Source organism: Rhodoferax fermentans, assembly GCF_002017865.1.
In the GTDB taxonomy this organism is placed as follows: Bacteria; Pseudomonadota; Gammaproteobacteria; order Burkholderiales; family Burkholderiaceae_C; genus Rhodoferax; species Rhodoferax fermentans.
On sequence record NZ_MTJN01000002.1, the window covers coordinates 558,461 to 582,487 of the forward strand.

Here is a 24,027-nt window from a genome sequence, read left to right on the forward strand (position 1 = left end):
GGCGGCACTTAGGAGGCGCTGACCTCGTTGATACGACCGTCAATCGTGTACATGACACGGACGCGGACGCGGCCAGCAGTGGCGTTACCGGCACCCAGCACCAGGGCCATGCGCAGGTCAAGGCCAGTGGCCGCGTGCGTGGGCGAGTTGTCGGTGTCTTCCAGCGGCAAGGTCAGCGCAGTGCGAGCTGCGGTCTTGGCGTCGATGGCAGCGGAGTACCAGGAGCCGGTTACCGCGTCACCGAACTGCACGGTGGCTGTGGCCGGGCCGACGTAGGCGTTCTCGACGTGGACGTCGCCGCCGATCACCTGGGCGTTGATGGGCAGGGCCAGCACTTCAAAGTAGCTGGTCTTGCCGCCACCGCCGGTGACGTAGGTGACACCCGACAGCATGCCGTCAGGTTGCACGCCGGAACCAAAGTCAGTCACGTTGGACTTGGGGTTCTGGTCGACGCTGGCGCCGTTGAGAGCCGACAGGAAGGCTTGCCCGTCGTTGAAGTTGAAGACGTACTCAGCTACCAGGGGGTACTGAGCACCACGGGTGCGGTTTTTGACTGCCATGATGTGTTCTCCTTGAAGCAGATTACTGAGCCGTGTACAAAGAGAGCACACCGAAGTCTTCGGTGGTGCCGCCGCTGTACTGGGTGTAGAACTGAGGCTTGAGGAAGCCCAGAATCTTGGCGACCGAGATACCTTGTTGGTTCTCGTAGTCGAAGCCTTCTTCGGTCCAGCTGGGAGCGCCGAGGTCGGCCATACCCAGCGCTTGGGCACCGCAGAACAGCACCTGGCAACCGTCGATCAAGCCACCGGCACCGTACTTCTGGCCGGAAGGGGTCAGGCGGGTGTTGGGGATGTGGCGGTACTCATGCAGGTACATGCCGTCGACACGCACCACGTCGCCAGTGAACAGCGGGTTGTCCTCGCCGCGTTGACGCGCCCAGCGCAAGTTCGACAGGTACTCGGGGTCCAGCTTCAGCTTGGCCATGGCCTGCGGGCTGAGGAAGACGTGATAGACCTCTTCGCCACCCTTGTCCTTGCAACCGCGCACGTAGTTGTCCTTGGCGTATGCCTTGGCCTGCACCAGCATGTTGTAGGACGGGGTGTCTGCGACAGCCACCGAGCCGTTGCCGGTGCCCCACTCCATCAGCTTGGAGGTGCCGTTCCAGCGACCGAAGCGCTTGGAGCTGGGCGCGACCACGTCCTGGGCGAATTCCAGATACGGCAGATCGGAGCCGATGCGACCCACGGTGGCGCCCACGGCGCTGAGCTTGGTGCTGTAGGACAGCCCGGCCATCGTCAGGATCGCCAGCTGGTCGACGCGGTCAGACGCCCAGTAGGACAGCTTGTCGCGGCTGTTTTCGCGGAACTGCACCACGGTCTTCTGATCGGCCATGCGGCCTTCGTTGATGTTGGCGTTACGGATCTGGTCGATCCGAATCACCTTGTCGAAGCTGCGCAGCTGCTCTTCATTGCCGCGCAGGGTGCGATCCCCTGCGATACCGTCACCTTCGAGGTCGGTCAGCAAGGTCATCACGGCGCGCGCGCCTTTTTGGGTTTTCTTCAGCTCGGTGACGTGCTGGATCAAGCTGTTCTCGTCGCTGCCGAGAAACTTGTTGACGAAAGAAAGGTTGCGGGCCTGGCGCCAGAAATCGAGCGACCAGACTGTTTTTTGTTCGCTGGTCAGCTGCGCAAAGTTAGTCGTTGCCATGTGAGGACTCCATAAGTTGTAAAACGAACACTCTCTGATGCAATCTGTGCATCAATCTCAGGCCACGATGTCGCGGTGACTGCGAGTTGTTCGGCTCTTACGGAGTCGCTTCGGGGGCTGTGTTGCCGCCCCTTGCATGTCAGATGTCGCTCTGGCTGGCGAGACGTCGCACTACGTGCGACGCCGCGATATTACATCAGATTTCGTTAGAGTGCAAACGCTGCCTCAGCTCGCAGCCCATCAGCGGCCAGATTTGCTCGATGGCGTGTTTCCTTGCCTCGACACGGCCAGTCTCTGCGCTGTGCTGCGCTGGGTCGATGGCGCCGTAGTTGATGCCGACAATCTTGGTGCTGTTGCGCAGGATCAGGACGCAGAAGGTCAGGAGGCTTAGAGCTTCGTAGTCCTTAACTTCACCGATGGTTTGTCCTTCCGCCATCTCTCCACCAATCACGCCTTCCATAGCGGTGAAGTAGTGCTCGCTGGCAATGTTCGCCTCAATGCCCTCAGGCGTCACACGCGGCGCTGTCAGTCCTTTGGCTTGGATTTCTTGCTCGATGGTTTGGTCTGCCTGAGCGATCATCGAGCGCGTGAATTCACGCGCAGCGTCGATATAGGGGTGGAGTGGTTGACTATGATTCATAGGTTCTCCTTACACGAGGTCGCCGCGCATGCGCTTGAGCGTAGCGGCGGGGATGGCCTTGAGGTCGTCGACAGTCTCCAGAACGTGCTTGCCGTCCTTCATGCCCAGCTTGTCGCTGTCGAGGCCCACGTCGCGGGTGTCGGGTGGCGTGCGCAGTGCGGCGTCGACGGCCTTGGCCTTGGCGGCTTGGGTACGGTCGGCACCCTTGGCACCTGCCAGCCCGCCAGCAGGCTTGTCGTCGGCCTTAACGGCTGGCTGAAACCGGGCCATGATGTCGGTAGTGGCTTTGACCAGCGCCTGCGACGGGCTCAGGCGGTCGCGCGTGATGAGCTGGTTCTGCGCGGCCAGCACGAGGTCTACCAAGCCCTGGTCGAACGTGTCGCTGCCCTCCTTGAGCACCGGGTAGGTCTTCTCCAGGCTCTCGATGGCCATCTCGACACGGATGCTCTCGCTGGCCTCTTCACGGCTGCGCTCGGAGATGCTGGTGCTCTCCTGGATGACGATCTGGCGGTTGATGCGGTCGATCTGGCTCTGCAGGTCCAGGCTCTTTTCCTCGTCGCCGTCAAGCCGCGCCTGGCTGTCCTGCTTGCGCAGCGCTACGAGCTGGGCTTCGAGGTCCGTCGCGGTGGCAGTGCGGCTGACCGTCTGCAGCTGCTTCTGCAGCTCAGCCACGGTGCGCTCTGCGGCCTCGCGCTTGTCGCGCTCTTTGGTCACGGCCTCGTCGAAGCGTGCCTTGGGGATGAAGCGGCCCTTGTCGTCGCGCACAGCCTCGTCGCCCTTGGCCTCGTCGGTGACATCGGCGCCAGTGACCGCGACCTTCTTGTCAGCGACCAGCTGGTCTTCGAGCGTGATAGCTGTGCCGAGCGTGTCGTGGGCCAGCGTGTCGTCGTCCGCGTCGACGGTGGGGGTGAACGTGTCGCCACGGTCGATGGTGTCTTCAGTGCCTGCCATGCTTACTCCTTTGTGGTTGTGGGTGAACTCTCGCTCTTCTCCGCCTGCGCACGCTGTGCATAGGCGTTCTGCTCAGCCTGCTGCGCCTGCTGGGCGCGCCGGGCTTGGGCATCTTCTTGCTGAATCTGCTGCTTGAGTGCGTGCTCTTCGCGCATCTGCTGCAGCTTGATAGCCGCCTGCTCACGCTCGAACTGCAGCTTCTCCTGGCGCTCCTGGCGCTCCATCTCGAAGCGCTCGCGCTCGATCTGCAACTCCTGCTGGAGCTTGGCAGCTTCGCCGTTGTCGCCGCCTTGGGCCAGGTTCTGCGTCTCGACGGTCTCCTTCTCGGTGCGGGCCGTGTCGAGTGCACTCTTGGTGTGCTTCTCCTGCGCCTCGCCTTCGAGCTTGGAGACGTTGGCCTCCATCGCGCGCATTTCGAGCGCCTTCTTCTGCTGGGCCTCGGGGCTCTGGGCCTCGGCCTGCATCTGCTTGACGATCTCGCCCCGGCGCATGAGGCGGCTGTTCTCGATGAGCACGTCGTCTGGGATGGCGATGCCCAGCTCCTTGAGGCTCTTGGCCTGCTCGAACTGGCTGTCTTCGAGCGTCGCGCGGTCTGGCTGTGCGGTGATGATGATGCCGTACTCGCCCAGCGTCAGGTCATTGATGATGGTGTCGGTGGCTGGGTCATACTGGTTGACAGTCAACGTCTGCGGCGAGTTGACCAGGTCGTTGCCGGTGATGTGGATGATGCGTTCCTCGGTGTAATACTCCTGCACCAGATCCAGCACGTTGCGCGCCAAGAAGTAGTCGGTGCGCTCCAAGTTGTCGAGCACGCGCACCAGGTTGGCCTGGCCGCTCTGGCGCTTGGCAGTGATGGCCTTGGCCGCGACGTCCTCACGGTCAAAACCTTGCATGCTGTCGCTCACGCCGCTGATGGACTTCATGTGTTCCTCAGCCTTGTAGCTGATGCGGTCCATGCCCTGTGGTATCGAGTTGGGGGTGATCTTCTTGACGTCTTTCTCGGTGTCGCCGTTGACCTCGATCACCAGGCCCGTCTTCGCCCCGCTCTGCTCCAGGTCTTCGACCTCCATGTTGACAAGGGTGCCGGTCTTGACGATCCAGCCGCTGTTGGCGCTGGTGTTGATGACGTGCAGCTCCTGGCTGGAGGACTTGTTGAGCAGTTCCTGGCTACCGAGCAGGTTCTCGACCAGGCCGATGGTGCGCCCGTGGTGGAAGTGCGGGAAGTACGGCACAGGCGTGAAGTGCTTGTATGGCGACCAGTCGTCGTGCAGCACCACGTTGTCGGCAGTCACGGTCCAGCGGATGCGCTTGACCTTCTTCTTGAGCACCGTCAGTTGGCCCTGCGTGCGCTCCAGCAAGGCAGCGATGCGGTTGCGGTCCCAGCTCTCGGGTACCGGGCGGGCGTCGCCGGTCTGCACATCGACGAAGTGTTTTTGACTGTCGAGCTTGCGGTACTGACGCTCGACCGTGCGTATGTTGCGCCGGACGTGGGCGGTGTCGAGCAAGCCGTAGTAGCTGCCGGTGAGCTGGGAGCCTGCAAAGCGGTCGCGCACCCGTTCAATGCTGTCATAGGCGTAGGGGAACAGGCTTTCCTCGCGCATCTTGAGGTAGTCAGCATCGTCCTGGTTGTACAGCGTGGCGATGTCCTGGTAGGTCAGCCACTTGGTCACAAAGACGTCGTTCCACTCGTCCGGGTCGTACTGCTCGGCGTCGGGGTCGATGACCACGTTCTTGCCATTGAGGTTGGTGATGCGGACCTCGCCCTTGAGGTTGTCCGTGAAGTCAAGCCTCACGTCGTAGAAGCCACGGCTGCGGATGAAGCCGTCGGCAGCGACGTCTGAGCGCACCCAGTTGAGCTGGTTGCTCGCTGCGATCTGCGCCCAGACCTTCTGCAATGCGTCGGCCACCTCGCTGTTGGCACCCTCCCCCGCTGGGCGGTAAGACACCTCGTTGCGGTTGTAAATCTGCTGCCCCATGATCGTTGAGACCGTAGAAATTATCTTGTTTATGGTCAAACTCGGTCGACGAGCAAGTTGCAGCGCGTTGAGGTCAGCCACATCCCACTGGTCCCCCGCGAAGAACTTGTCGCATTTATCGGCTTTGGCCAGGAAGTCGTGGTGGCCGCGCTCCAAGCAGTTGTGACAGATCACCAGCCCGGTGTCGCCAAGCACGGCGAACCGCGAACGCGGACCACAGTTGACGATGTCGTAGACATCTTGCGTGTGGCCTTCGCGGTACTCAACCCTGCGCCCAAGGGTCGGTAGTGCGTCCGCACGCACCCAGTTGCCTGCGGAGTCGAGCACCTCGTGCTCAGGCGTCATGAATACGCCGTCAACACCAACTGTGGCTTTACGACCTTTGGCAACAAGGCCGTCGTGGTTGACATACTCCACACCGTCAAATATGCGGTGGGTGCCCGTGATACGGTCGAGACGCACGTACCCGGCGTCGGTCAGTACAAGTGCGTCACCGGAGACGCAGTAGCGAAATCTGTACCAAATTTCGCTGGCAAGGGAGTCATTGACTGGCAAGATACACCTCCGGGTCAAATTTATTGCTCTTGCGACAGTTCTCGCTGCGCGTCAGTAGCTGCAGATTGGCAGGCACATGAAGCCCGCAAACGAGTTTGTGTTTGAGCGGGATGATGTGATCTACCGTCAAGTTCTGGCGATCAGCTTCTGTGTAGACGGCGTCAAGCTCTCTGCGATCCGCCCAGGCGGGGGTTGCGTGGCGTACCCGCTGGCGACGACGGGCTTTGGTCAACTTGACTTTGAGGGGGTTGGCCTTCACCCAGGCCGCGTCGTTCTGAGCCTTTCGCTCTGGATTTGCGTCGCGCCAGGCTTTGGCCTGCGCAAGTACCGTTTCGCGGTTGGCTTTGAAGTACGCACGATCACCCGCCTTTTTCTTCTCGGGGTTGGCTGCAGCCCAGGCGCGTGTTTTAGCGCGAACAAGCTCAGCGTTGCGCCGGTTGTATTCAGCGGACTTCGCACGGCGCTTCTCAGGGTCTGCCAGATGTGCGGCTTTTGCCTCGGCGCTGATCCGCTCACGGTTCTCGGCGTACCAGGCATCTTTGTAGGCTTTGACCTCGACGGCATGCTCCTTGCGGTACTGAGCGTCGTATGCCTTCTTGGTAGCGCTCTTGTTCCATTCGGCCTTTGCAGCTTTGATCTTCGCGCGGTTTTTCGCCCGGTACGCACGGTCGTACGCAGCCTTGGCGTCTTTCCGTTCTGCTTCCGATGGCGTGGCGGTTTGCATGCGTACGAAGCCTCCGAGTGTGTGCGATGACGTTAGAGTTTATCAGACTAAGCGGCCATGTGCGAGGCCCCGCCGCCGCGCAGCTGCTTCATCAGCTTGGTTTTCCAGCTCTCAGGCATCTTCGGTTTCGGTGGCCCCTTGGGTGCGGCGTGCGTCGTGGCCAGCCGCACGACGTGGGCCAGCGCGTCCACCTGGTCGTCGTGCTTGCCACCAGCCTGAAAGCGCAGCAGCTCCTTTTTGAACTCGGCGTACCACGGTGCCCGGCTGGGGAACTGGATCTTCTTCTGCTGCATGCGCCCGCGTGCGGGCTGGGCACGGGTGCGCTTGTCGGTCAGCGGTGTGATGACCTCGTACGACGGGTAGTGCTTGGCCATCTCGCACGCCTTGCTGAAGTTGGCCTTGATGGACTTCCAAATCTGACCATCCTCCACCGCAATCTGGTCGGCGTTCCAGAGCTTGGCGTAGCTCTGGACGGCGGTGCCCAGCTCGATGCCGTCGTCTGTCTTGAAGCGCCAGACGTCGAGCACGTACATGTTGTCGTACTCGTCGACCAGAACGGTGATACCGACGGTGTAATCGCTCTTCTGGTTCTCGGTGATGGCAAAGTCCCACGCCTGGTAGACGATGCGCCCGTGGCGCTGTGGCGCGTGCACGTACTCGATGAACATGTCCTTGGTGAAGAACGAGCCATCCTCGGGTGTCGGGTTCTGCTGGTAGAGCGCCGCCCACCACCGCTGCTGACCAAGCGCGTAGTAGTTGGCCATGCGCTTCTTGAGCATCTCGAACGTGTAGCGCGCCGGATGCAGCGCACTGTTCATCAACCGGGTGAGCTTGGAACCCTCGGGCGGTGTGGTGCCGGGCGGGAACTGCTCGATGGTGTCGTCGGGCAGGATGTACTCGTCGCCCTGGTCGTTGATGGCTGGGTACTTGACGATCTCGAACGTGTCGCCGTCACCGGTGGCCATGACCTGCTGGATACGCCCTGCCCAGTCGTCCTCGTTCCACCACGTATTGTGGCTCACCAAGCCGTTGGCAATGAAGTTTTCTGTGTCGTTTACTTGAACGTCGAAGACTTCCTCTACTCCGTCAAGCTCTACGCTTACCACGCGCTCCAGAGTGAAGTCGGAGATACCGAGCGGCGGCAAGTGCCACTGGCTCAGTAGCAAGGTGTCCGATTCCGGCATTGCAGTCGTTGCACAGGAGTCCTCGGACTTTTCCTGTGTCGTGACAATGGTCGACGGCGAGCTTGTGCTTCCAGTGAGCAGGCGAATTGCCCGCTTCAGCAGGCTTCCCACAAATCGCGCAGCAGCCTTTCTGGTGCTCGTACATGGCGTCGTAGTCCGCGTTTGTGATGCCGTATCGGTGTTTGAGACGCGCGTTGCGTCGTGGGATGGCATTGTCAGAGCCTGAACGGTGTCCATCTGCCCAGCGTTTTTTGGAATAGTGACTTGCGCAAAGTCCGCGGCACACGGCAGGCTGCTCGCACCCCTCGGCAGAGCACGTAACGCCTCGCCATTTGCCCCACTGCCCTTCACGGTTACGATTTTCAGGGCTGTAGTCAAGTTTTTCAGACGCGTCCACGATACCTCTCCGTTAGGTGCCACGGTCAGAAACGGGTGCCTCTGATTGGCTCTAACGATTCTACCAGAGTTCGTTAGAATTCTGTAGACTGAATCACGACGACTTGACTTTATAGCTGCGACAGTTGTGCGTGCAAGCGTTCCGCGAGCGTACGTGGCGATCTCGTCGGCAGGCTTGAGCGTGTCGAGCCTGCGCTGAGAGCCGTCAGCCATCAAAACAGGTGTGTCACCCGTCATGCACATGATGCCCAGCACGCCGCCACCGGGTGCGAGCCGGGTCAGTGCGGTGGACATGTACCACTCCCACACAGCGTCGCGGATGACCTGTGAGTCCGCAGCCTCGGCGTCCTTCACCGGGTCGTCGATGACCAGGATGTGTGCGCCGCGCCCAGTGATCATGGTGCCGATACCGGCTGCAAGGTAGCCGCCACCGTAGGTCGTGTTCCAGTTCTCGACGGACTGGCTGCTGGGGTCCAGGCGCATGTGCTCGAAGACACTCTGGTACGCCGGGTCGCGCACGAGGTCGCGGATGTACCGGCTGAAGCTCATGGCCAGGCTCTGGGCGCCCGAGGCGGCGATGATTTCCCAGTCGGGGTGCTTGCCCAGCACCCACGGGGCAAAGTGGCGGCTGGCGATCTCGCTTTTGCCGTGGCGCACAGGCATCATCAGCAGCAGTCGGGGCTCCAGACCGGCTTCGACATCAGCGACGAACTTCTCCAGGCGACGGCAAATGTCCTGGTGGACCCAGCCAGCGTCGTATTTGGGCCGGAATCGCTTGATAAACGCCAGCAAGCGGCGTCGGGCCAGGGTTCTGGCAGCGATTTCCTTCTCAACCCCGCTCAGTGGGCCGGGGGAGATGAAAACTTCGCCCGTAGAGGCGTTTTCGAGGCCCGGCGGGGGTGTTTGGGGGGTCTCTTCGGGCGGTACAGCGGTGATCTTGAGGCTGGGCGTGCGCTTCTTGGGCGGCGGAGCTACCGGCTCGGGTGATTCGAGCGTGTTTTCGGCGTCTGCTGCGAGTTTTGCCAGGCAATCGGTGCACTCCGTGTCGTTGTCACGAGGGAATAGCGTCGGTGGCCGCTTTTCTCCGCAGTGCTTGCAGACAAACTTAGTGCTGCGTCTTGGGCTCGACATCCACGACCTCCTGTGTGGGGGCCATCTGCAGGGCAAGTAGCTCTTCGTCGGTCATGGCCTCGAACTTGGAACGCAGCCGCTGCTGGTTCATGTTCACGTTGATGGTCTTGACCTCTGGCGCGTAGTGGCCCAGTATCTTGGCCACCTCGGTCCAGCCCTTGATCATGTTGCCCGAGTCACCCTGCATGCGGGCGCAGGCAATGCCGTCCAGAATGCCGTCGATCACGTCCACCCGCTTGATGGTGGTCAGGTCGGTGAGCTTCTCGCGGGCCTGGGCGATCTCAAGGCGGATAGCTTCGGAGATGTCTGGGGCGCTGGAGTTGGGATACCCCGCAGCGAGGGCCGACGCATGCCGTGACTTGCCCGTGAGCACGCCGTCGACGAAGGCGTTCTGCTTGGGGGTGAGGGCTGAGGGACGACGGGCCATGGTTCGAGATTATAAGAGTCCGTGAGATTTATGTTAAGTGCTATGGAAATGAGAGCAAGGTCTGTGAAAATTTTGAAAATTTTTATGGAGAACTTCGTGCTATGAAAAGGGGAGCGGGGTTCTGGGAAATGACGCGAACAAAGTCAAGCTGCCGACCCTCCCAGGGCTCGGAATTCCACCGCCCCACTTCGGATTCGGTTTCGTAGCAACCTTGGAGTCCCTTAACACCCAGCTTCGCAGAGCGAAGCTGAAAGACTCTTGGTTGTGTGGACGACGTGTTCATAACCAACTAGGAGTTAATCATGGCTACATCACCCAAGACCCTTGCAAACATGACCGCTGCTGAACGTCTGGCGTTCTACCGCGAAGCAACCAAGAACCAGGCTGTCAAGCAGTCTGACACCAGCTTCGCTGAAACAGTCGGCAAGTTCGGCGCTGACAGTCGCAACTTCTTCACCAACGCACAAGCTGCGTACAAGTTCCACCGCATTCAGTGACACCACAGGGCCGCAAGGCCCTTGTGGCATTGCAACCTACGCATGGTGCGTCGGTGCTAACTAACAAGGAGTACGTCATGGACGTCACTGAACTCACTCAGAGCATGGTCAGCTATCGCATCTACAACGAGCTTCGCGCCTTGGGCTACAGCCCGACGGCTGCGTGGAAGAAGGCGTATCAGCTATGAACGGCTTCTTTGGTCATATAGATGCAGCACCGCTGTTCTACGGCCTGCTGCTGGCCATCGGCATCTTCAGCATGTTGCGCAAGCTGCTGAAGTTCGACCTCGGCACCCTCGCTGTTGAGGTCATCGTGTTCTATGTGGTGTTCAGCATGCACAAGGGCACGCTCACAGGCGGCATGTCCGCTGCCATCTGCGCACTGATCGTCGGGCTTGCCTTCAAGCTCGTGGTGCGCTGGTCTAAATAAGGAGAACGCTATGCTTTTCGACAAACACTGGCTTGTTGACGTCGTAACAGAAGCCTGCCTCGTTGTGGTCTTCATCATCGAGCTTGTAGTGCTCATCATCGTCTGTGTTGTTTGACCACCAGAGCCACGCAGCGCGTGGCTCTAAGACTTTTGGTTGTGCAGACGATGTGCTCTGTATATCAACCAAGGAGTCTTTCATGATTCTTCAATCCGGTGAGCTTTACACGCTCGCCACCGACCCGATGCTGATCCTGATGGCACGCGAGTGTGAGGACGTCGAAGACGAACTCGAACTCGCTGCGCTCAGCGCTCAGCGCGAGTCCACCCTGCTCGCTGCACAGGCTTACACCGCAGCACGTCAATCCTCTCAATCGTTCTAAGGAGCTTCCATCATGTTCAATCGTTCATTCAATCTCACCAACTTCGTCAAAGACATCCCCTCGCTGGCGCTGCGCAAAGCTGCTTGGCTCAGCCTTGTGGGCTCAGTCAACGCCTCGCTGTTCGGTGCAGCCGACGCCATCGTGCAAAAGCTGCAAGCTGCTGGTTACACCGAGCTGAAGGAACTCAGCACGCGCGAGATCAAGGCGCTTTGCTCTGGCCCCGAGACCGGCGCAAGCGTTGATGTCATCGCTGCCAACAAGAAGCTGTACAAGCTGCACGTTGAATGGCGTGCCGAGTTGCAGCACACCACTGTGGTCAGCTCAGGCCGCAAGGCTGACGACACGCTCGGCAGCATTGCCAGCACCATCACGATGATGACTGGCCCGCAGAAGGAGCGCGACATCAACCGTGAAGCGGTACCGCTGCTCGCCTCGCTTGGCATCACCGTGACGCCGGACATGATCGCTGCTGCAAAGAAACAGCGTCTCATGGACGACAACCACTTCGCCAACATGCGCAAGCAACGCGCGGGCATGATCGAGTACATCATCGACAACTTGTTTGCCAGCAACGACAGCAAGTATGACGGCGATGACGACGAGAACTATTCGACGCTCGATGTCGAGGTGAAGGAGTACCTGGCCAACAAGCTCATGGCTTCGATGAACAAGGCGATGACGACCAGTGTCAACAACACACTGTTCGGTCGTGCCGGTGACAACGTGCTCGGCGTGGGTGACTACATGATCGCGCAGCGCATCGTGCCTCAGCTGGTCGATGCAATGACCGGCGTGGCCAAGCCCAAAGCTGCAAAGGCACCGCGTGCGAAGAAAGTCAAAGCGCCCGTCGTGCAACGCGCACCGCGCCCAACACAGAAGAGCGTCGTGACAACGGTCAACGACAACGGCTTCAAGGTGACACGCCCGGTTGAAGCCGCAACAGCGTAAACAGTCTGGTCATCACACTTCGGTGTGGTGGCCATTTTGTGCGTCGGGCTGACGAACATGGTGCTATGAACTTTGTAGCAATGCAAACACGAACATGGTGACGACGTGACAGTGCAACATGGCCGGTTTGAACGGTTTGAACGTGTACCAGTACCAATGTACCAAAACAGTTTTAGCTCATCCTACAATACAAATATATATTCTCTCTATCTCTATCTATTTATTTGAATAATAAATAAATTTCAGTACATTGGTACAAAAGAGGTAGTTCTCAGAGGGAAGCCCTACGTACCAAAGTGTGTACCACCACCGTCCAATAACACCGCCAATGTACCAAGAATTTCACCGTTCAGCGCCACGACGAACCAGGTGCCTCGGCCACACCGAAACATGTAACTAAATTACCGACTTTTTAGAGTTCAAAAATCAGTACAAACCGTGCTTTGAACTCTAAAAAGCCTGTTCCTGACTGAAATCTTACAGTTTTCACAGTCAAATAGGATAGCAGCTATGATCTTAATAGCAAACTATCGTTGTTCCTATTCAAATTCTTTGCTATCATTTTTGATGGTAACCAAATTACACAGGAGAAAATCCAAATGGCACTTGATGCAGAACTGAACTCATTAGCCCGCCTTGCTATACGCAATGCCTTCTGGGCTGACTTCAGCGCCCTAGCTAATCACTACATCAAACTTGGAGCCGGGCTGGACACGGAACTCTTAGAGATGGAACTAGGCGAATTAACAAGTATCTACGGACGAAACACTAAAGCAACCGGCGATGAGTTCATAAATCTGTGGGTTCAAACCACTCGCGGGACAAATGGTCACGAAACAGTCGTGGAAGCCCTCAAACAAGAAGACGCTCTTGAAGTTCACCTCCAAGGCAAACTAGTTTTCAAACGTGTGAAAGGTATGTGGTTCTTTCAAGAGAAAGCACTTGGCTGATTATTGAGGGAGCAAACCTCATTGAAAGAATTAATCGACAATCTGAACTCTAAGGTGATCTAATCGTCTCCCTCGAAACAACAGGCATCGCCTCTTCGCACAACATCTGAAAGTGCTCCCACCATGAACTCGACTGCTATACATTTTCTAGCGGCGGAAATGACTCTCGGTAAGTCATTCTGGCTAGACAGTCAAGGCGAACTCTGCAAATCAAACTACCCAAATGTCCGTGATTTCACATCGACCACAGTGCACTGCAGCTCGCTCAAAGAGTTTCATGCGGCGCTCATCAAACACGCAGCTGAAGGCATGTGCCTGCTCAAAGGCAAGCTGCACAAAAAGCTCGACCGTGAATCACGCGCAGGCAGCACCAAGTCCGATGACCCAACCAACTGGTTATGTCTGGACCTCGATGGTGCGCCTTATGACACGCCTCAGCAGTTCATGGCAGCAATCCCTGAGTTCAAAGATGTCTCGCACATCGTTCAATACTCAGCGTCCTATGGCATCAACGGCAACAAAAAACTGAGTTGCCACATCTTTATGCTCCTGGACCAAGCCCTCCCCGCCGCCAACATCAAGACCTGGCTGATGGACAAAAACCTCAGCGACGGTCTGCGCAAGGGCATCACACTCAGCCGCATAGGTGCAACGCTACACTGGCCACTCGACGTGACGGCGTGCCAGAACGACAAGCTGCTGTATATCGCACCGCCAACTCTTGGGAAAGGTGTCACTTCAACTCTAAAGGCATCTGAACGAATCCAATACGTTCCAGGCAGACTCCAAGTCCTATCTGTCAAACACCTCCAACCCAAACGCACACTCGAACAAGTCAAAGAAGAATCCAAGAAACTGCGTGACGACCTGCGTAAAGCGGCGAACTTGCCAGCTCTGCGCTCAGGAACCAAATGGGTCGGTGAACTGGAGATTCAAAGCAAACCAGGTGTAGCCAGTATTACCGGCAGAAAGGAAGAACGTGGGTTTGTATATTTCAACCTTAATGGCGGCGACAGCTGGTCTTATTACCACCCTGTTGGTAACCCTGAGTTCATCCGATGCTTCAAAGATCCTGACCTCAGCTACCTCACCCGTGAGCTTCTGCCTGACTATTACAAAGACCAGCGAATCACGCAGCGCATACAACAGTCCCAACCCACCGAAGGTGGTGAACTGGTGCTGGCCTTCAGGGACAAGCGAACAGCTCAATACTGGAACGGAACCTGGCAAGAAGAAACCCAGACCCTTGACCTTCATCCAGCCAAGTCCGAGCTGCAGCTCAACCACTGGATGCAAGGCCACCAGCTCCCACCCTTTGACGTGATCCCTGTATGGGACATGCTGTTCAACCCACAATCCACCGTCATCATTGACGAAGCTGCACACACTATCAACACGTATGTGCCGACCAAGTATTTCAGGCAAGAGCACAACCCCAAAGCCGCCCTGAACGACTGCCCACTGATCAAGCGCATCATGCTGCATGCCATCAGCGGCGGACAAGAAGACGAGACCTTCGAGCACTGGCTCAACTGGCTGGCCGTCATCTTCCAGCAAAAAGTCAAACCCAAGACAGCCTGGATACTCCATGGCGAAGAAGGAACAGGCAAGGGCGTCATCGTCAGCCGCGTACTCACGCCGCTACTGGGTGCCCAGTACGTCCAGCAAAAGCGCGCCAGCGAGCTGGAAGAGAAGTTCACTGGGTGGCTGGAGAAAGCCCTCATCGCATTCATCGACGAGATTGAGGTCTCAGCCTCACAGCGCAAAGACACCATCAGCGGCGACCTGCGCTCCTTCATCACAGAGGACGTGGTCACTATCCGACACATGAACCGCGCAGCGGTGCAAACCACGAACTACACCGGTTTCATCTTCAGCTCCAACAAGACGACACCCGTCGTCATCAGCTCTGGGGACCGCCGCTACAACGTAGGCTTCTTCCAGAAACAACGTCTCCAAGTTACTCAAAACGAACTCGACCACACACTGCCCAAAGAACTGCCCGCCTTCATGAGCTACATCATGACGCGCGAGGCCGACGTACAGACAGCAGGCCAAGCACTCAAAAACCAAGCGCACAAAGACCTGGTCGAAGGCAACAAGACCAGCGCAGACATCACCGCAGGCCAGCTAGCCAACGGCGACATCATGGCCCTGTGGGAGATGCGTATGGACCTGAACCTGGCCCTGCAGATCACTGGTGGCAATGCAGGCTTCGCACACATGTACCACGACATCATCAAGCGTGAGGTAGAGCTGCTGGCCACAAGCCCCAACGCAGACACCTACAAAGGCCGCGTGTCCAAATCTGCCAAGCAAGACATCGTCGTGACTGCCGAGTCAAGACTCAGCCGCGACGAGCTGCTGGTTGTATTCGAGCACTGCGTGGGCAACATGCCCAAGACACCAAACAAATTCACCTCGCTGCTCAAGCACAGAGGCATCAAGACCGAACAGCTTCGTGTCAACGGTGCCAAGACCTTCGGCCTCAAAGTCGAATGGAAAGCACCTCGCTCCTGGCTCGACGAGGTCATGCAGGAAATCGAAGAAGCCAAGCCCCGCACCAGCCGGGCCAAGATCATCAAGCTCTCAGAACGGAGGACAGCATGAAGTGCGTCGCGGGCGATCTCGCCGTCATCCTTAATGACCCCTATCCAGAAAACATAGGGGCCTTTGTAAAGGTTACTCAGCGCGTCACAGACACCGATGCGTGGTATGGATACAGCGGAGAAGAATGGGAGTGCAAACCGCTGCAACCAATTCGCGGCTGGGTAAGTGACGACAAAACACAAAGCACAGTCGGATTAGAAGCCTGCGCTCTTTTCGACGCTGACCTCAAACCCATTCGCGGCAAGAAAGCCGCCGACAAGCAACTCACCATCAACCCGCCAGAAGAGGCTCTCGCATGAAGCACTCACAAATCCAACTCGCCATCGCAGCTGCCAAGCGCTTCATCAAAGCAGCTGAACAAGTCGAGCGTGCCACTTTCAGTGGAACCAGCTCACCGGCTGGCGACTACATCAACACAGGCAAAACCAGCGGAGCTGCGCGCCGAGCTTCTCTGGATCTCACTCGTCAACTCGCAGAAATGAGGAAACCATGAGCAACACACCCGTCGAAATCAACCAGCTTCAACTCGCAGTCCTTCGTGCCTTAGGCGCCACCTTCGAGGGCAACGTCATCCGTTGCTCAGGACGCAAAGGCATCGTCTACCTGCGTACAAGCAAAGGCACAGCGCCCATCGCTCACAACAAACTGACTGGCAAGCCCATCGTCTCAGGTTGTGAACACGAAGGTGCTGACAGCGTCGCTAACTTCATCTCAGAAGTAGCACTTGCGAACCTCATGACTGTGCTGTTCGGCGGCAAAGAATACGTGCTGCCCAAGCCCGAAGACTTCTTCTACGTGTTCGTCGAAGACCTCGACAACGACAACGAACCTGAGATCACAGACACCTCGGACGCAGCCACTGTGCTCGCAGCTATTCAACAACTCTGAAAGAAACCTCACCATGCTCAACACAAACCGCCTCGCCGCCTCGCCGCCATGGCAGCAGCCATGCCGGCCTCAGCAGGATCGGTCGGTAATACTCAAGTCGTAGTTGTGTCTGGAAACACACCTACTGCCGCTGAACTGCAAAAACAGCTGCCTGTCGAACGGACGCCACGCCAGAAAAAACTCGCATCCTTGGGCTTCGACATCTCTTACGCCACCCGGCCACGACGTCGCGCGGGCTATGGCTGGACGAACGCACATGCCAATCGTGTCGCACGGAAGGCACGCAATGTCAAACGGCACCGTGCCGCAGCGAAAGGCTGACCATGATCCATCGTCCTGAACAGCTCGACTATGGCTAGCGGCCCATAGCCCAAAACACAAACCAACAGAGTAACCGGACGGTAGCTTGGAGGGACTTGCTACCGTCCACAAATTCGATAGCGTTGCGTGCAACATTATCAAATTCGTAAAGAAGGATGTATGGAACTCCCAGTTAACTACAACGACACACCGTTCTCTGAGCGACGTGCTGTCCGTGAAGAGTACGCCCGCATTCAAGAAGGCAAATGCTCACACTGCGGCGCACAGCTTGATGGCGCGCCCACCGCCGAGATCCTAAGCAAACGGATCAACACACGCTTGTTCCCCGAAAACTTCTTCAAGTGGCCTGTTCACCTGCACCACGATCACGACACAGGCATGACCATCGGTGCCGTTCACAGCACATGCAACGCCGTCCTTTGGCAATACCACGGAGAGTAAGTATGCAAGTCAATCAACGCGGCGAACCAGTCGTCGAAGAGCACCTGTTTAGGTACGGTATCCGCTCAGCTACAGACGACGAGCGGGACACAGCCATCGTGCTCATCCTTGAGCACCTTGGCCTCGTGATTGTTAAAACGAATGCAACGAAACACGGGACTACCGAGTTGGAGTTGCGAAAGGAAGCACCATGAAGATCAAAGTAAGCGAAACCACGCCCATCCAGCTCGACTGGCTGGTGGCGAAGTGCTTGGGTGGCGTCGTTAAACCTAGCCGCTGTTTCGACTGCAAGCATTATGAAGAAAGACAAGGGCGAGACGAGGCTATTCAATACTGTCATCACCCTAAGATGGATTTTGAAGACGGCTCGGGTGCAATCCATAGCTGGCCCTCTGACCATGAAACGCACAGTCAATGCCCAATCAGTGACCTAACTCCAGAACCGTTCTCCACCGACCCAGCACAAGGTCAGCCGATCTTGGAGCGGGAGGGCGTCCATACTGGCCCACTGACTTACGGAAATGCGTGTCGGGTCATAGGAAAGTGGCGGGGAATTATTGGCTATGCACCTGATGGCGGTGAGCATTTGTTTGAGCAGTTTGGCCCAACCATGCTGATCGCCGGTCTGCGCTGCTTCGTGGCGTCCAAGCTGGGTGACGAAGTCGAAGTACCGGATGACCGCACCTGATCAAACCTTTCACTGACCCGCAACTCTAACCACCTCTAACTAAGGACCACCATGTCGACATTCAAACCCTTCGCCAAAGTCATTCACGACCGTCTGGTCGAGCTGTCCAAACACGAGCTGTACACCACGTCGATCACCGGCGACGAGCTGTGGGCCGCGTACCTCGCCGCCTTCCCTGAAGGCACCAACCCGATTTACAAAACCCGCACTGAGCACGACTGCAGCTGCTGCAAGAACTTCGTGCGCAACTTCGGGCCGCTGGTGGCGATCATCAATGGCCAGACGCACTCAATCTGGCGCGCCGAGGGTCTGGAGCACCCCTTCAACGTCGTGGCCTCCCAGCTTGACAGCCTTGTGGGCAGCGCCACCATCAAAGGCGTGTTCCGCACCTCGGAGAGCCAGTACGGCGCCGAGACGACCCGCAGTCTCGAGGATGGCAACACCAAGACATGGAACCACTTCCACGGGCGGGTGGCAGAACGCCACCAGAACCACATGCCCGACAAGGCTCGTGGTGACATCAACACCACCGCCCAAGTGTTCCTGCGCGGCCTCGAAGAGCTAACGAGGGATGCGATCGGTCAAGTGGTTCAGCTGATCGAAGGCAACGCGCTGTACCGCGGTGAAGAACATCTGGCCGCTGTCAAGGCTTTCCAGAAGCTGCACAACCAATACTGGCTCGTGGACTCGAAGGGGCAAGACCTGTTCATCTGGCAGCACGCCACCAACCCCGCCGTGCGTTTCCGCAACACCGTGATCGGCACGCTGGTGGACGACCTGTCCAAGGGCGTCGATCTGGAAGCCGCGGTGCGCTCGTTCGAGGCCAAGGTAGCACCCGCCAACTACAAACGCACATCGGCCCTGATCACGCCGCGCATGGTGGCTGACGCCATGAAGACCATCAATGACCTGGGCCTGGAATCCGCACTGGAACGCCGCCACGCCACGCTGTCTGATGTCAGCGTCAACAACGTGCTGTGGGTGGACAACGACGCCAAGGCCAAGATGAAAGGCGGTGTTGAGTCCTTGTTGCTGGCCGCCGCCGTGGCGCCGGAGCCCAAGGGCAAGCCCGAAGACATCAGCATCGACGACTTCATGGCCAAAGTAATTCCAACCGCTGTGTCCATGTCGGTGATGGTGAAGAACAGCCAGCAGGCCAACTTCATGAGCCTGACTGCTCCGGTGCATGCCGACGTCGCCCCACTGTTCAAGTGGGACAACAACTTTGCCTGGAGCTACGACGGCAACGTCACCGACTCCATCAAGGAGCGCGTCAAACGTGCCGGTGGCAACATCACCACCGCCAAGCTGCGCGTCAGCCTGGCCTGGTTCAACTACGACGACCTGGATATTCACGTCATTGAACCCAGTGGCAACCACATCGACTTCCGCAACAAGTGCGGCAAGCTGGATGTGGACATGAATGCTGGTGGTGGCCAGACCCGTGAGCCCGTGGAGAACGTGAGCTGGACATCCGCCAATCTGCGTGACGGTGTGTACATGGTGATCATTGATCAGTGGTCGCGCCGCGAAACCAAGGACGTCGGCTTTGAACTGGAAGTCGAAAGTAACGGACAAATCCACCGCTTCGCCTATAAGAAAGCGCTGATGGACGAGTGTGATGCCTTGGTGCTCACTGTCAAGAACGGCGCTGTCGTGGACATCAAGCTGCACGCCGACCTCACAGGTGGCGGCTTCTCGCAAGAAAAGTGGGGTATCAAAACCGAAGCTTGGACCAAGGTCAACACCCTGATGTACAGCCCCAACTACTGGGATGACAACCACACCGGCAACCGCCATGTGTTCTTCATCCTGGATGGCTGTGTCAGCGATGCCGCCACCCGTGGCATCTACAACGAGTTCCTGAAACCCGAGCTGGAAAAGCACCGCAAGGTGTTTGAAGTCCTGGGCAACCGGACGCAATGCACGCCGTCGACTGAGCAGCTCAGCGGCGTAGGATTTTCCTCAACCAACAAGGACACGGTCGTGGTGCGCGTCACCACTGCCAAGTCCAACCGTGTCTACAACGTCAACTTCTGAAAGCCAACCATGAACATCTTTGAACAAGCCTCCATCAACAAACTGCGCTTCTCCACCAACAAGGGCGACCTGACCACCGAACAACTGTGGGACTTGCCGCTGACCTCCAAGACAAGCTTCGACCTGGACACCATCGCCAAGTCAGTCAATGATGAGCTGCGTGGTGCAACGGAAGAAAGTTTCGTAGCGACCAGCACCAACCCGGCTAAGCCCAGCCTGGAACTGAAACTCGAAATCCTCAAGCACATCATCGCTATCAAACTGGCCCAGAACGACGCTCGCCGTCTCGCCGCACAACGTGCCGAAGAACGTCGCAAGCTGCTCGACATCCTGAGTAAGAAGGAAGACGCAGCGCTGGAAAGCCTAAAGCCTGAAGAACTACGCGCTCGCCTGGCAGCGCTCGACTCGTGAACTCTAACGACCTCGAACAACGTGCGCAGCAACTCTACCCTGCGCAGCCAAGCTACCGCGCAGCCTGGCTGCGCATGGTTCAGCTGCTTGGCAACAAGTGGCTTCTCGCTGCGAACGCAGTACCTCGTCCTAAAGGAAATTAACCGTGAACATCAACGACCTTACCCTGGGCCAAGCCAAAGAACTCGCAGCTCTGTTCGGCGCAACAACGGCAACAGTTAAACCCACCCACCCGTTCGTCGGCAAATATGTCATCGCACGTTGCTACACAGCTGGCGTGCATGCTGGCGAAGTTATCAGCGCCGAGGGCGAAAACGTCATCCTGAAAAACTCGCGCCGCCTCTGGAGCTGGAAAGCCAAAGACGGCATAGCTCTGTCCGGTGTTGCTCAGAACGGCGTGCAAAGCGGTTGCAAGATCGACGTGCTCAATCCTGAGATTTATCTCACAGGTATTTGCGAACTCATCCCTTGCAGCGCAACAGCTAAGGAGTCCATCAATGAGTTCAAAAAATAAGGCGTTTATTGACGGCGACGGCTCTGGCTCCGGCGACGGCTACGGCGACGGCTACGGCTCTGGCTCCGGCTCCGGCTCCGGCGACGGCTCCGGCGACGGCTCCGGCTACGGCGACGGCGACGGCGACGGCGACGGCTCCGGCTCCGGCTCCGGCTACGGCGACGGCTACGGCTCCGGCTCCGGCTCCGGCTACGGCGACGGCTACGGCGACGGCGACGGCTACGGCGACGGCTCCGGCTCCGGCTCCGGCTCCGGCTCCGGCTCCGGCTCCGGCGACGGCTCCGGCTACGGCGGCGAATAAAGTAGGCGCATTGGCATTGTCACGATGTAACGGGCAGATAGCCCCAACCTATCCCACCAGCCCCCACAGTAGCGAAATTCAACGCCACTTCGCTCACTACTCTCATACACTCTAACGCCATCTTACGAAAGCGAACCATGCCCTGGTCATACTCCAAGCTACTCGACTTCGAGCAATGCAAGCTGCGCTACAAATATAAACACATCGACCGTGTGCCCGAAGAAAAGAGTCCCGCAGCAGACCGTGGCACAGCCATCCATACCTTGGCTGAGAAGTTCGTCGACGGTCGCTTGAAGAGCTTGCCCACCGAGCTGATGAAGTTCCAGAACGACTTCTGCGCTCTTCGCGAACGGTACTCTAACGGACTCGTATCGAACGAGGGCGAATGGGGATTCGATCAGAACTGGCAACCCGCCGCCTACAAAACAGCGTGGCTTCGCATGAAGGCCGACTCAGTGGCGTTCAACGAAAACCGCACTGAGGCCATTGTCATCGACTTCAAGACCGGCAAGAAGTGGGGCAACGAACTCAAGCATGGTGAACAAACACAGCTCTACTCGCTGGCCACAGCCATCCGCAACCCGACTGTCAAGAAGGTCACCGCAGAACTCTGGTATCTGGACAAAGACGAGCTGACCCCAGTCACGTACACCCGTGAGCAGGCCATCAACTTTGTCAAGAGCTTCGACAAACGCGCCAAGCGTATCGACCACGCACACAGCACCGGGATCTTCGAGCCTTCGCCCAACATGGTGAGCTGTCAGTGGTGCCCCTACGGCCCGCAGAAGGGCAACCAGTGCCAACACGCCTACACCACCTCCATGACCATTGCTGACTACCGGAGAAAGTACGCATGAACCTCGAAGACGTCAAACAACAGGCCATCTACGAGCTTCATCAGGAACATGCACGCCAGCAAATTGAAGCCCTCAAAGCACAGCTTCGCACGCGCAAAACCATTTGGCAGCGCCTCGCCGATCTCCTTCCCTTCACCCTAACCTGGAAAAAACCATGAACATCAAAGCCATCACCGCAACTCCTTCTGTCCGTGAACAAGCCGAGGCAGAAGTGCGCCAAGAGCAAGCCGCCAAAGCCAAAGAAAAGATGAAAGCCAAACTGCGTGACTTGGCTGCGGCACAAGCCGTGGTCAAGGGCATCGAAATCCAGATCGCTGACTTGGAACGGCAGATCGAAGATGGCACTCTTTGAGCCACGCATTCTGAGTCGACCCTACAAAGTTCACTTTGCAGGATTCGAGTCCAGTACCTACAGGCTTCAACAAGCCGGGTGGCAAATTGCCGTTGAACAAGATTTTTACGGTGAGCGGATTAACCTCGCGTTACACCACCCAGTCTTGAAGCTCTCGATGCTGGCAAAACTACAAGATTTCTACTTCGCAGGGCAACCCAATCAATGGGTCGACCCACAGTCCGTGGGTCGACCACTTGAGTTCCACATCACACACTGCTCTTCAAACCTGGGCGTTCAAGTGCTAGCAAACTCATTCGACTTTAAGCCAATTGACGCTCGTCCACAGTTCGTCAACACGGAGTACAAAAACATTGAGGACTACGGCATCTTTGCAACGCCCTTGGTCCGCACAGAAGAAATTCTGATCGAACCCAGCTCGGTGGCTGAGTGCCTTGACCTGATCCGTAGGCTTCAGGCTCCAGACCTGGCTGACATCCGCCAGCGCAACCGCGCCGCCAACGACGCACCCATCGCCCGACAAACTTTCCACGCTCAGATTCTGAGCCTCGCAGCATGACTACCAAACCCATCATTTTTTACCACGCCAACTGCGCCGACGGGTTCGGTGCTGCATACGCCGCCTGGAAACGCTTCGGCGACGATGCGGAGTACGTCGCTGTTAAATACGGTGACATCAAAACGACCGACGACATTGACCTGCTCGGCCAGATCGAAGGGCGCAACGTCTACATCCTGGACTTCAGCTTTCCGCACGACGTGATGGTTCACATCATGGCCGTTGCCAAGCACACCACCTGGCTGGATCACCACAAGACCTCCTTCGAGATGTGGGTGCCCGAAGAGCCGTTCACACCAACATCGTGCTATGTCCAGCAGGACGATGTGATGATCATCCTCCTGAACAACACACGCTCCGGCGCCTTGATTGCATGGAGCTACTTCGTCGGGACAAACCCGCCGCTGGCAATCAGATTCATCGACGACTATGACCGCTGGCAATTCGCATTGCCCGACACCAAGCCATTCAACAAAGCGCTCTGGTCTTACGCACCCTGGAACTTCAAACAATGGGATGAGATCGTCAACGCAGACCCGGACAAATGCGACGCTTTCTTGGCTACCGGCGACGCCCTGCTCCGCGATCACTCGGCCCGAATCTCTAAGCACGTCGAACGCTCTCGCATGTGCTCCATCGCAGGCAAGCCGGGCCTGGCCATCAACGCACCAGGCTACGTCAGCAGCGACGCAGGTCATGATCTGGCCATCCAGAGCGGCACGTACGGCATGACCTACACCATCGACGAGCACCTCGTGGTTAAGGCCAGCTTGCGCAGCAACGGCGACTACGACGTCAGCGCCCTGGCCAAGACCCTAGGTGGCGGCGGACATCGCAACGCCGCAGGCTTCGAGTGCACCGTACACCAACTGATGAACATCCTCACACCAGCATGAAAGTCAACCCCACCTCGGCCACACACCTGTTTCCGATGAAGCCGGTCAAACGATACGCCAGTACCAAGGCACCGGGCACAGCGCTCTCTGTCCAGATCGGTATTCCGAAGGACGAGTACGACAGCAAAGACCTGCGTCCATTTGACGGCAGGCCAGGTGCGCTGGATTTTCTGAAATGTCCAAGCAGAGGGTTTTAGCCATGAGCACCTTCAATTTCAACATCCCTCACTGCCCGCGCTGCAACGGAGACATC

Annotated in this window: 30 protein-coding genes; 21 read left to right on the forward strand and 9 right to left on the reverse strand. The window is 57.8% G+C overall.

Annotated features, from left to right (window positions below; translation table 11 throughout):
* Positions 1-8: 8 nt before the first annotated feature.
* The 8 genes from RF819_RS02740 to RF819_RS02775 form a co-directional block, all read right to left on the reverse strand.
* A complete protein-coding gene (locus tag RF819_RS02740; protein WP_078363551.1) occupies positions 9-560 on the reverse strand; it encodes a hypothetical protein in 552 nt (183 codons plus the stop codon).
* A 22-nt stretch (positions 561-582) separates the two neighbouring features.
* Complete coding sequence (locus RF819_RS02745; protein WP_078363552.1) at positions 583-1,707, reverse strand: phage capsid family protein; 1,125 nt, start codon at positions 1,705-1,707, stop codon at positions 583-585.
* A gap of 196 nt (positions 1,708-1,903) precedes the next feature.
* Positions 1,904-2,347, reverse strand: a complete 444-nt coding sequence (locus RF819_RS02750) for a Gp49 family protein (RefSeq protein ID WP_244899859.1) — start codon at positions 2,345-2,347, stop codon at positions 1,904-1,906.
* A 9-nt stretch (positions 2,348-2,356) separates the two neighbouring features.
* Positions 2,357-3,298, reverse strand: a complete 942-nt coding sequence (locus RF819_RS02755; protein WP_078363554.1) for a hypothetical protein — start codon at positions 3,296-3,298, stop codon at positions 2,357-2,359.
* Positions 3,299-3,300: 2 nt separating this feature from the next.
* Positions 3,301-5,829 (reverse strand): portal protein, encoded by a 2,529-nt coding sequence (locus RF819_RS02760; RefSeq protein ID WP_143541573.1) that lies wholly within the window; start codon positions 5,827-5,829, stop codon positions 3,301-3,303.
* Positions 5,816-6,553, reverse strand: coding sequence for an HNH endonuclease signature motif containing protein (locus RF819_RS02765; RefSeq protein WP_078363556.1), 738 nt, complete (start codon positions 6,551-6,553; stop codon positions 5,816-5,818). Before RF819_RS02765 ends, RF819_RS02760 begins: the two co-directional genes overlap by 14 nt.
* 47 nt (positions 6,554-6,600) lie before the next feature.
* On the reverse strand, positions 6,601-9,264 hold the full coding sequence (locus RF819_RS02770; protein ID WP_078363557.1) for a phage terminase large subunit family protein: 2,664 nt from the start codon (positions 9,262-9,264) through the stop codon (positions 6,601-6,603).
* Positions 9,239-9,691, reverse strand: coding sequence for a terminase small subunit (locus RF819_RS02775; RefSeq protein ID WP_078363558.1), 453 nt, complete (start codon positions 9,689-9,691; stop codon positions 9,239-9,241). Before RF819_RS02775 ends, RF819_RS02770 begins: the two co-directional genes overlap by 26 nt.
* Before the next feature lie 302 nt (positions 9,692-9,993).
* Here RF819_RS02775 and RF819_RS20875 point away from each other — a divergent pair, with 302 nt between their 5' ends.
* Together RF819_RS20875 and RF819_RS02780 are read left to right on the forward strand one after the other, a co-directional pair.
* Positions 9,994-10,188, forward strand: a complete 195-nt coding sequence (locus RF819_RS20875) for a hypothetical protein (RefSeq protein ID WP_143541574.1) — start codon at positions 9,994-9,996, stop codon at positions 10,186-10,188.
* Positions 10,189-10,372: 184 nt separating this feature from the next.
* A complete protein-coding gene (locus tag RF819_RS02780) occupies positions 10,373-10,618 on the forward strand; it encodes a hypothetical protein (RefSeq protein ID WP_078363559.1) in 246 nt (81 codons plus the stop codon).
* On the opposite strand, the gene RF819_RS21240 is transcribed toward RF819_RS02780, so the two are convergent.
* Positions 10,611-10,817 (reverse strand): hypothetical protein, encoded by a 207-nt coding sequence (locus tag RF819_RS21240; protein WP_158081222.1) that lies wholly within the window; start codon positions 10,815-10,817, stop codon positions 10,611-10,613. The two genes, RF819_RS02780 and RF819_RS21240, sit on opposite strands and share 8 nt — an antisense overlap.
* On the opposite strand from RF819_RS21240, the gene RF819_RS02785 reads away from it, so the two are divergent.
* The 19 genes from RF819_RS02785 (at position 10,816) to RF819_RS02870 (ending at position 23,971) form a co-directional block, all read left to right on the forward strand.
* Complete coding sequence (locus tag RF819_RS02785; protein WP_143541575.1) at positions 10,816-10,998, forward strand: hypothetical protein; 183 nt, start codon at positions 10,816-10,818, stop codon at positions 10,996-10,998. The two genes, RF819_RS21240 and RF819_RS02785, sit on opposite strands and share 2 nt — an antisense overlap.
* Before the next feature lie 12 nt (positions 10,999-11,010).
* Positions 11,011-11,946, forward strand: a complete 936-nt coding sequence (locus tag RF819_RS02790) for a hypothetical protein (protein ID WP_078363561.1) — start codon at positions 11,011-11,013, stop codon at positions 11,944-11,946.
* Positions 11,947-12,545: 599 nt separating this feature from the next.
* The gene (locus RF819_RS02795; RefSeq protein ID WP_078363562.1) at positions 12,546-12,896 is read left to right on the forward strand and encodes a hypothetical protein; all 351 of its coding nucleotides are present in this window, start codon (positions 12,546-12,548) and stop codon (positions 12,894-12,896) included.
* A 123-nt stretch (positions 12,897-13,019) separates the two neighbouring features.
* The gene (locus RF819_RS02800; protein WP_143541576.1) at positions 13,020-15,506 is read left to right on the forward strand and encodes a DUF5906 domain-containing protein; all 2,487 of its coding nucleotides are present in this window, start codon (positions 13,020-13,022) and stop codon (positions 15,504-15,506) included.
* Positions 15,503-15,805: a hypothetical protein gene (locus RF819_RS02805; RefSeq protein ID WP_078363564.1), complete on the forward strand. Its 303-nt coding sequence runs from the start codon at positions 15,503-15,505 to the stop codon at positions 15,803-15,805. Before RF819_RS02800 ends, RF819_RS02805 begins: the two co-directional genes overlap by 4 nt.
* Complete coding sequence (locus tag RF819_RS20880) at positions 15,802-15,999, forward strand: hypothetical protein (RefSeq protein ID WP_143541577.1); 198 nt, start codon at positions 15,802-15,804, stop codon at positions 15,997-15,999. The genes RF819_RS02805 and RF819_RS20880 overlap by 4 nt, the downstream gene beginning before the upstream one ends.
* Positions 15,996-16,394, forward strand: a complete 399-nt coding sequence (locus RF819_RS02810; protein ID WP_078363565.1) for a hypothetical protein — start codon at positions 15,996-15,998, stop codon at positions 16,392-16,394. The genes RF819_RS20880 and RF819_RS02810 overlap by 4 nt, the downstream gene beginning before the upstream one ends.
* Positions 16,395-16,874: 480 nt before the next feature.
* Positions 16,875-17,156, forward strand: a complete 282-nt coding sequence (locus RF819_RS02815) for a hypothetical protein (protein ID WP_078363566.1) — start codon at positions 16,875-16,877, stop codon at positions 17,154-17,156.
* A gap of 190 nt (positions 17,157-17,346) precedes the next feature.
* The gene (locus RF819_RS02825; protein WP_078363568.1) at positions 17,347-17,844 is read left to right on the forward strand and encodes a phage protein NinX family protein; all 498 of its coding nucleotides are present in this window, start codon (positions 17,347-17,349) and stop codon (positions 17,842-17,844) included.
* A gap of 51 nt (positions 17,845-17,895) precedes the next feature.
* Complete coding sequence (locus RF819_RS02830; protein WP_211276184.1) at positions 17,896-19,884, forward strand: hypothetical protein; 1,989 nt, start codon at positions 17,896-17,898, stop codon at positions 19,882-19,884.
* A gap of 9 nt (positions 19,885-19,893) precedes the next feature.
* Entirely contained in the window at positions 19,894-20,295 is a 402-nt protein-coding gene (locus RF819_RS02835; protein WP_078363569.1) for a hypothetical protein, read from the forward strand.
* A gap of 145 nt (positions 20,296-20,440) precedes the next feature.
* Complete coding sequence (locus tag RF819_RS02840) at positions 20,441-20,809, forward strand: DUF6948 domain-containing protein (RefSeq protein ID WP_078363570.1); 369 nt, start codon at positions 20,441-20,443, stop codon at positions 20,807-20,809.
* Positions 20,793-21,110, forward strand: coding sequence for a hypothetical protein (locus tag RF819_RS21245; RefSeq protein ID WP_078363571.1), 318 nt, complete (start codon positions 20,793-20,795; stop codon positions 21,108-21,110). The genes RF819_RS02840 and RF819_RS21245 overlap by 17 nt, the downstream gene beginning before the upstream one ends.
* 137 nt (positions 21,111-21,247) lie before the next feature.
* Positions 21,248-21,967, forward strand: coding sequence for a RecB family exonuclease (locus RF819_RS02850; protein WP_078363572.1), 720 nt, complete (start codon positions 21,248-21,250; stop codon positions 21,965-21,967).
* Positions 21,964-22,125, forward strand: coding sequence for a hypothetical protein (locus RF819_RS21250; protein WP_158081223.1), 162 nt, complete (start codon positions 21,964-21,966; stop codon positions 22,123-22,125). The genes RF819_RS02850 and RF819_RS21250 overlap by 4 nt, the downstream gene beginning before the upstream one ends.
* Positions 22,122-22,319 (forward strand): hypothetical protein, encoded by a 198-nt coding sequence (locus tag RF819_RS02855; RefSeq protein WP_078363573.1) that lies wholly within the window; start codon positions 22,122-22,124, stop codon positions 22,317-22,319. The genes RF819_RS21250 and RF819_RS02855 overlap by 4 nt, the downstream gene beginning before the upstream one ends.
* A complete protein-coding gene (locus RF819_RS02860) occupies positions 22,306-22,878 on the forward strand; it encodes a hypothetical protein (RefSeq protein ID WP_078363574.1) in 573 nt (190 codons plus the stop codon). The genes RF819_RS02855 and RF819_RS02860 overlap by 14 nt, the downstream gene beginning before the upstream one ends.
* Positions 22,875-23,774: a DHHA1 domain-containing protein gene (locus tag RF819_RS02865; protein ID WP_078363575.1), complete on the forward strand. Its 900-nt coding sequence runs from the start codon at positions 22,875-22,877 to the stop codon at positions 23,772-23,774. The genes RF819_RS02860 and RF819_RS02865 overlap by 4 nt, the downstream gene beginning before the upstream one ends.
* Positions 23,771-23,971 (forward strand): hypothetical protein, encoded by a 201-nt coding sequence (locus RF819_RS02870; protein WP_078363576.1) that lies wholly within the window; start codon positions 23,771-23,773, stop codon positions 23,969-23,971. Before RF819_RS02865 ends, RF819_RS02870 begins: the two co-directional genes overlap by 4 nt.
* Positions 23,972-24,027 lie beyond the last annotated feature (56 nt).

What these genes read in the sequence shown, in the direction of transcription:
- RF819_RS02740 (WP_078363551.1), bottom strand. Translation starts at nt 560, where the DNA reads ATGGCAGTCAAAAACCGCACCCGTGGTGCTCAGTACCCCCTGGTAGCT.
- RF819_RS02745 (WP_078363552.1), bottom strand. Translation starts at nt 1,707, where the DNA reads ATGGCAACGACTAACTTTGCGCAGCTGACCAGCGAACAAAAAACAGTC.
- RF819_RS02750 (WP_244899859.1), bottom strand. Translation starts at nt 2,347, where the DNA reads ATGAATCATAGTCAACCACTCCACCCCTATATCGACGCTGCGCGTGAA.
- RF819_RS02755 (WP_078363554.1), bottom strand. Translation starts at nt 3,298, where the DNA reads ATGGCAGGCACTGAAGACACCATCGACCGTGGCGACACGTTCACCCCC.
- RF819_RS02765 (WP_078363556.1), bottom strand. Translation starts at nt 6,553, where the DNA reads ATGCAAACCGCCACGCCATCGGAAGCAGAACGGAAAGACGCCAAGGCT.
- RF819_RS02770 (WP_078363557.1), bottom strand. Translation starts at nt 9,264, where the DNA reads ATGTCGAGCCCAAGACGCAGCACTAAGTTTGTCTGCAAGCACTGCGGA.
- RF819_RS02775 (WP_078363558.1), bottom strand. Translation starts at nt 9,691, where the DNA reads ATGGCCCGTCGTCCCTCAGCCCTCACCCCCAAGCAGAACGCCTTCGTC.
- RF819_RS20875 (WP_143541574.1), top strand. Translation starts at nt 9,994, where the DNA reads ATGGCTACATCACCCAAGACCCTTGCAAACATGACCGCTGCTGAACGT.
- RF819_RS02780 (WP_078363559.1), top strand. Translation starts at nt 10,373, where the DNA reads ATGAACGGCTTCTTTGGTCATATAGATGCAGCACCGCTGTTCTACGGC.
- RF819_RS02785 (WP_143541575.1), top strand. Translation starts at nt 10,816, where the DNA reads ATGATTCTTCAATCCGGTGAGCTTTACACGCTCGCCACCGACCCGATG.
- RF819_RS21240 (WP_158081222.1), bottom strand. Translation starts at nt 10,817, where the DNA reads ATGAAAGACTCCTTGGTTGATATACAGAGCACATCGTCTGCACAACCA.
- RF819_RS02790 (WP_078363561.1), top strand. Translation starts at nt 11,011, where the DNA reads ATGTTCAATCGTTCATTCAATCTCACCAACTTCGTCAAAGACATCCCC.
- RF819_RS02795 (WP_078363562.1), top strand. Translation starts at nt 12,546, where the DNA reads ATGGCACTTGATGCAGAACTGAACTCATTAGCCCGCCTTGCTATACGC.
- RF819_RS02800 (WP_143541576.1), top strand. Translation starts at nt 13,020, where the DNA reads ATGAACTCGACTGCTATACATTTTCTAGCGGCGGAAATGACTCTCGGT.
- RF819_RS02805 (WP_078363564.1), top strand. Translation starts at nt 15,503, where the DNA reads ATGAAGTGCGTCGCGGGCGATCTCGCCGTCATCCTTAATGACCCCTAT.
- RF819_RS20880 (WP_143541577.1), top strand. Translation starts at nt 15,802, where the DNA reads ATGAAGCACTCACAAATCCAACTCGCCATCGCAGCTGCCAAGCGCTTC.
- RF819_RS02810 (WP_078363565.1), top strand. Translation starts at nt 15,996, where the DNA reads ATGAGCAACACACCCGTCGAAATCAACCAGCTTCAACTCGCAGTCCTT.
- RF819_RS02815 (WP_078363566.1), top strand. Translation starts at nt 16,875, where the DNA reads ATGGAACTCCCAGTTAACTACAACGACACACCGTTCTCTGAGCGACGT.
- RF819_RS02825 (WP_078363568.1), top strand. Translation starts at nt 17,347, where the DNA reads ATGAAGATCAAAGTAAGCGAAACCACGCCCATCCAGCTCGACTGGCTG.
- RF819_RS02830 (WP_211276184.1), top strand. Translation starts at nt 17,896, where the DNA reads ATGTCGACATTCAAACCCTTCGCCAAAGTCATTCACGACCGTCTGGTC.
- RF819_RS02835 (WP_078363569.1), top strand. Translation starts at nt 19,894, where the DNA reads ATGAACATCTTTGAACAAGCCTCCATCAACAAACTGCGCTTCTCCACC.
- RF819_RS21245 (WP_078363571.1), top strand. Translation starts at nt 20,793, where the DNA reads ATGAGTTCAAAAAATAAGGCGTTTATTGACGGCGACGGCTCTGGCTCC.
- RF819_RS02850 (WP_078363572.1), top strand. Translation starts at nt 21,248, where the DNA reads ATGCCCTGGTCATACTCCAAGCTACTCGACTTCGAGCAATGCAAGCTG.
- RF819_RS21250 (WP_158081223.1), top strand. Translation starts at nt 21,964, where the DNA reads ATGAACCTCGAAGACGTCAAACAACAGGCCATCTACGAGCTTCATCAG.
- RF819_RS02855 (WP_078363573.1), top strand. Translation starts at nt 22,122, where the DNA reads ATGAACATCAAAGCCATCACCGCAACTCCTTCTGTCCGTGAACAAGCC.
- RF819_RS02860 (WP_078363574.1), top strand. Translation starts at nt 22,306, where the DNA reads ATGGCACTCTTTGAGCCACGCATTCTGAGTCGACCCTACAAAGTTCAC.
- RF819_RS02865 (WP_078363575.1), top strand. Translation starts at nt 22,875, where the DNA reads ATGACTACCAAACCCATCATTTTTTACCACGCCAACTGCGCCGACGGG.
- RF819_RS02870 (WP_078363576.1), top strand. Translation starts at nt 23,771, where the DNA reads ATGAAAGTCAACCCCACCTCGGCCACACACCTGTTTCCGATGAAGCCG.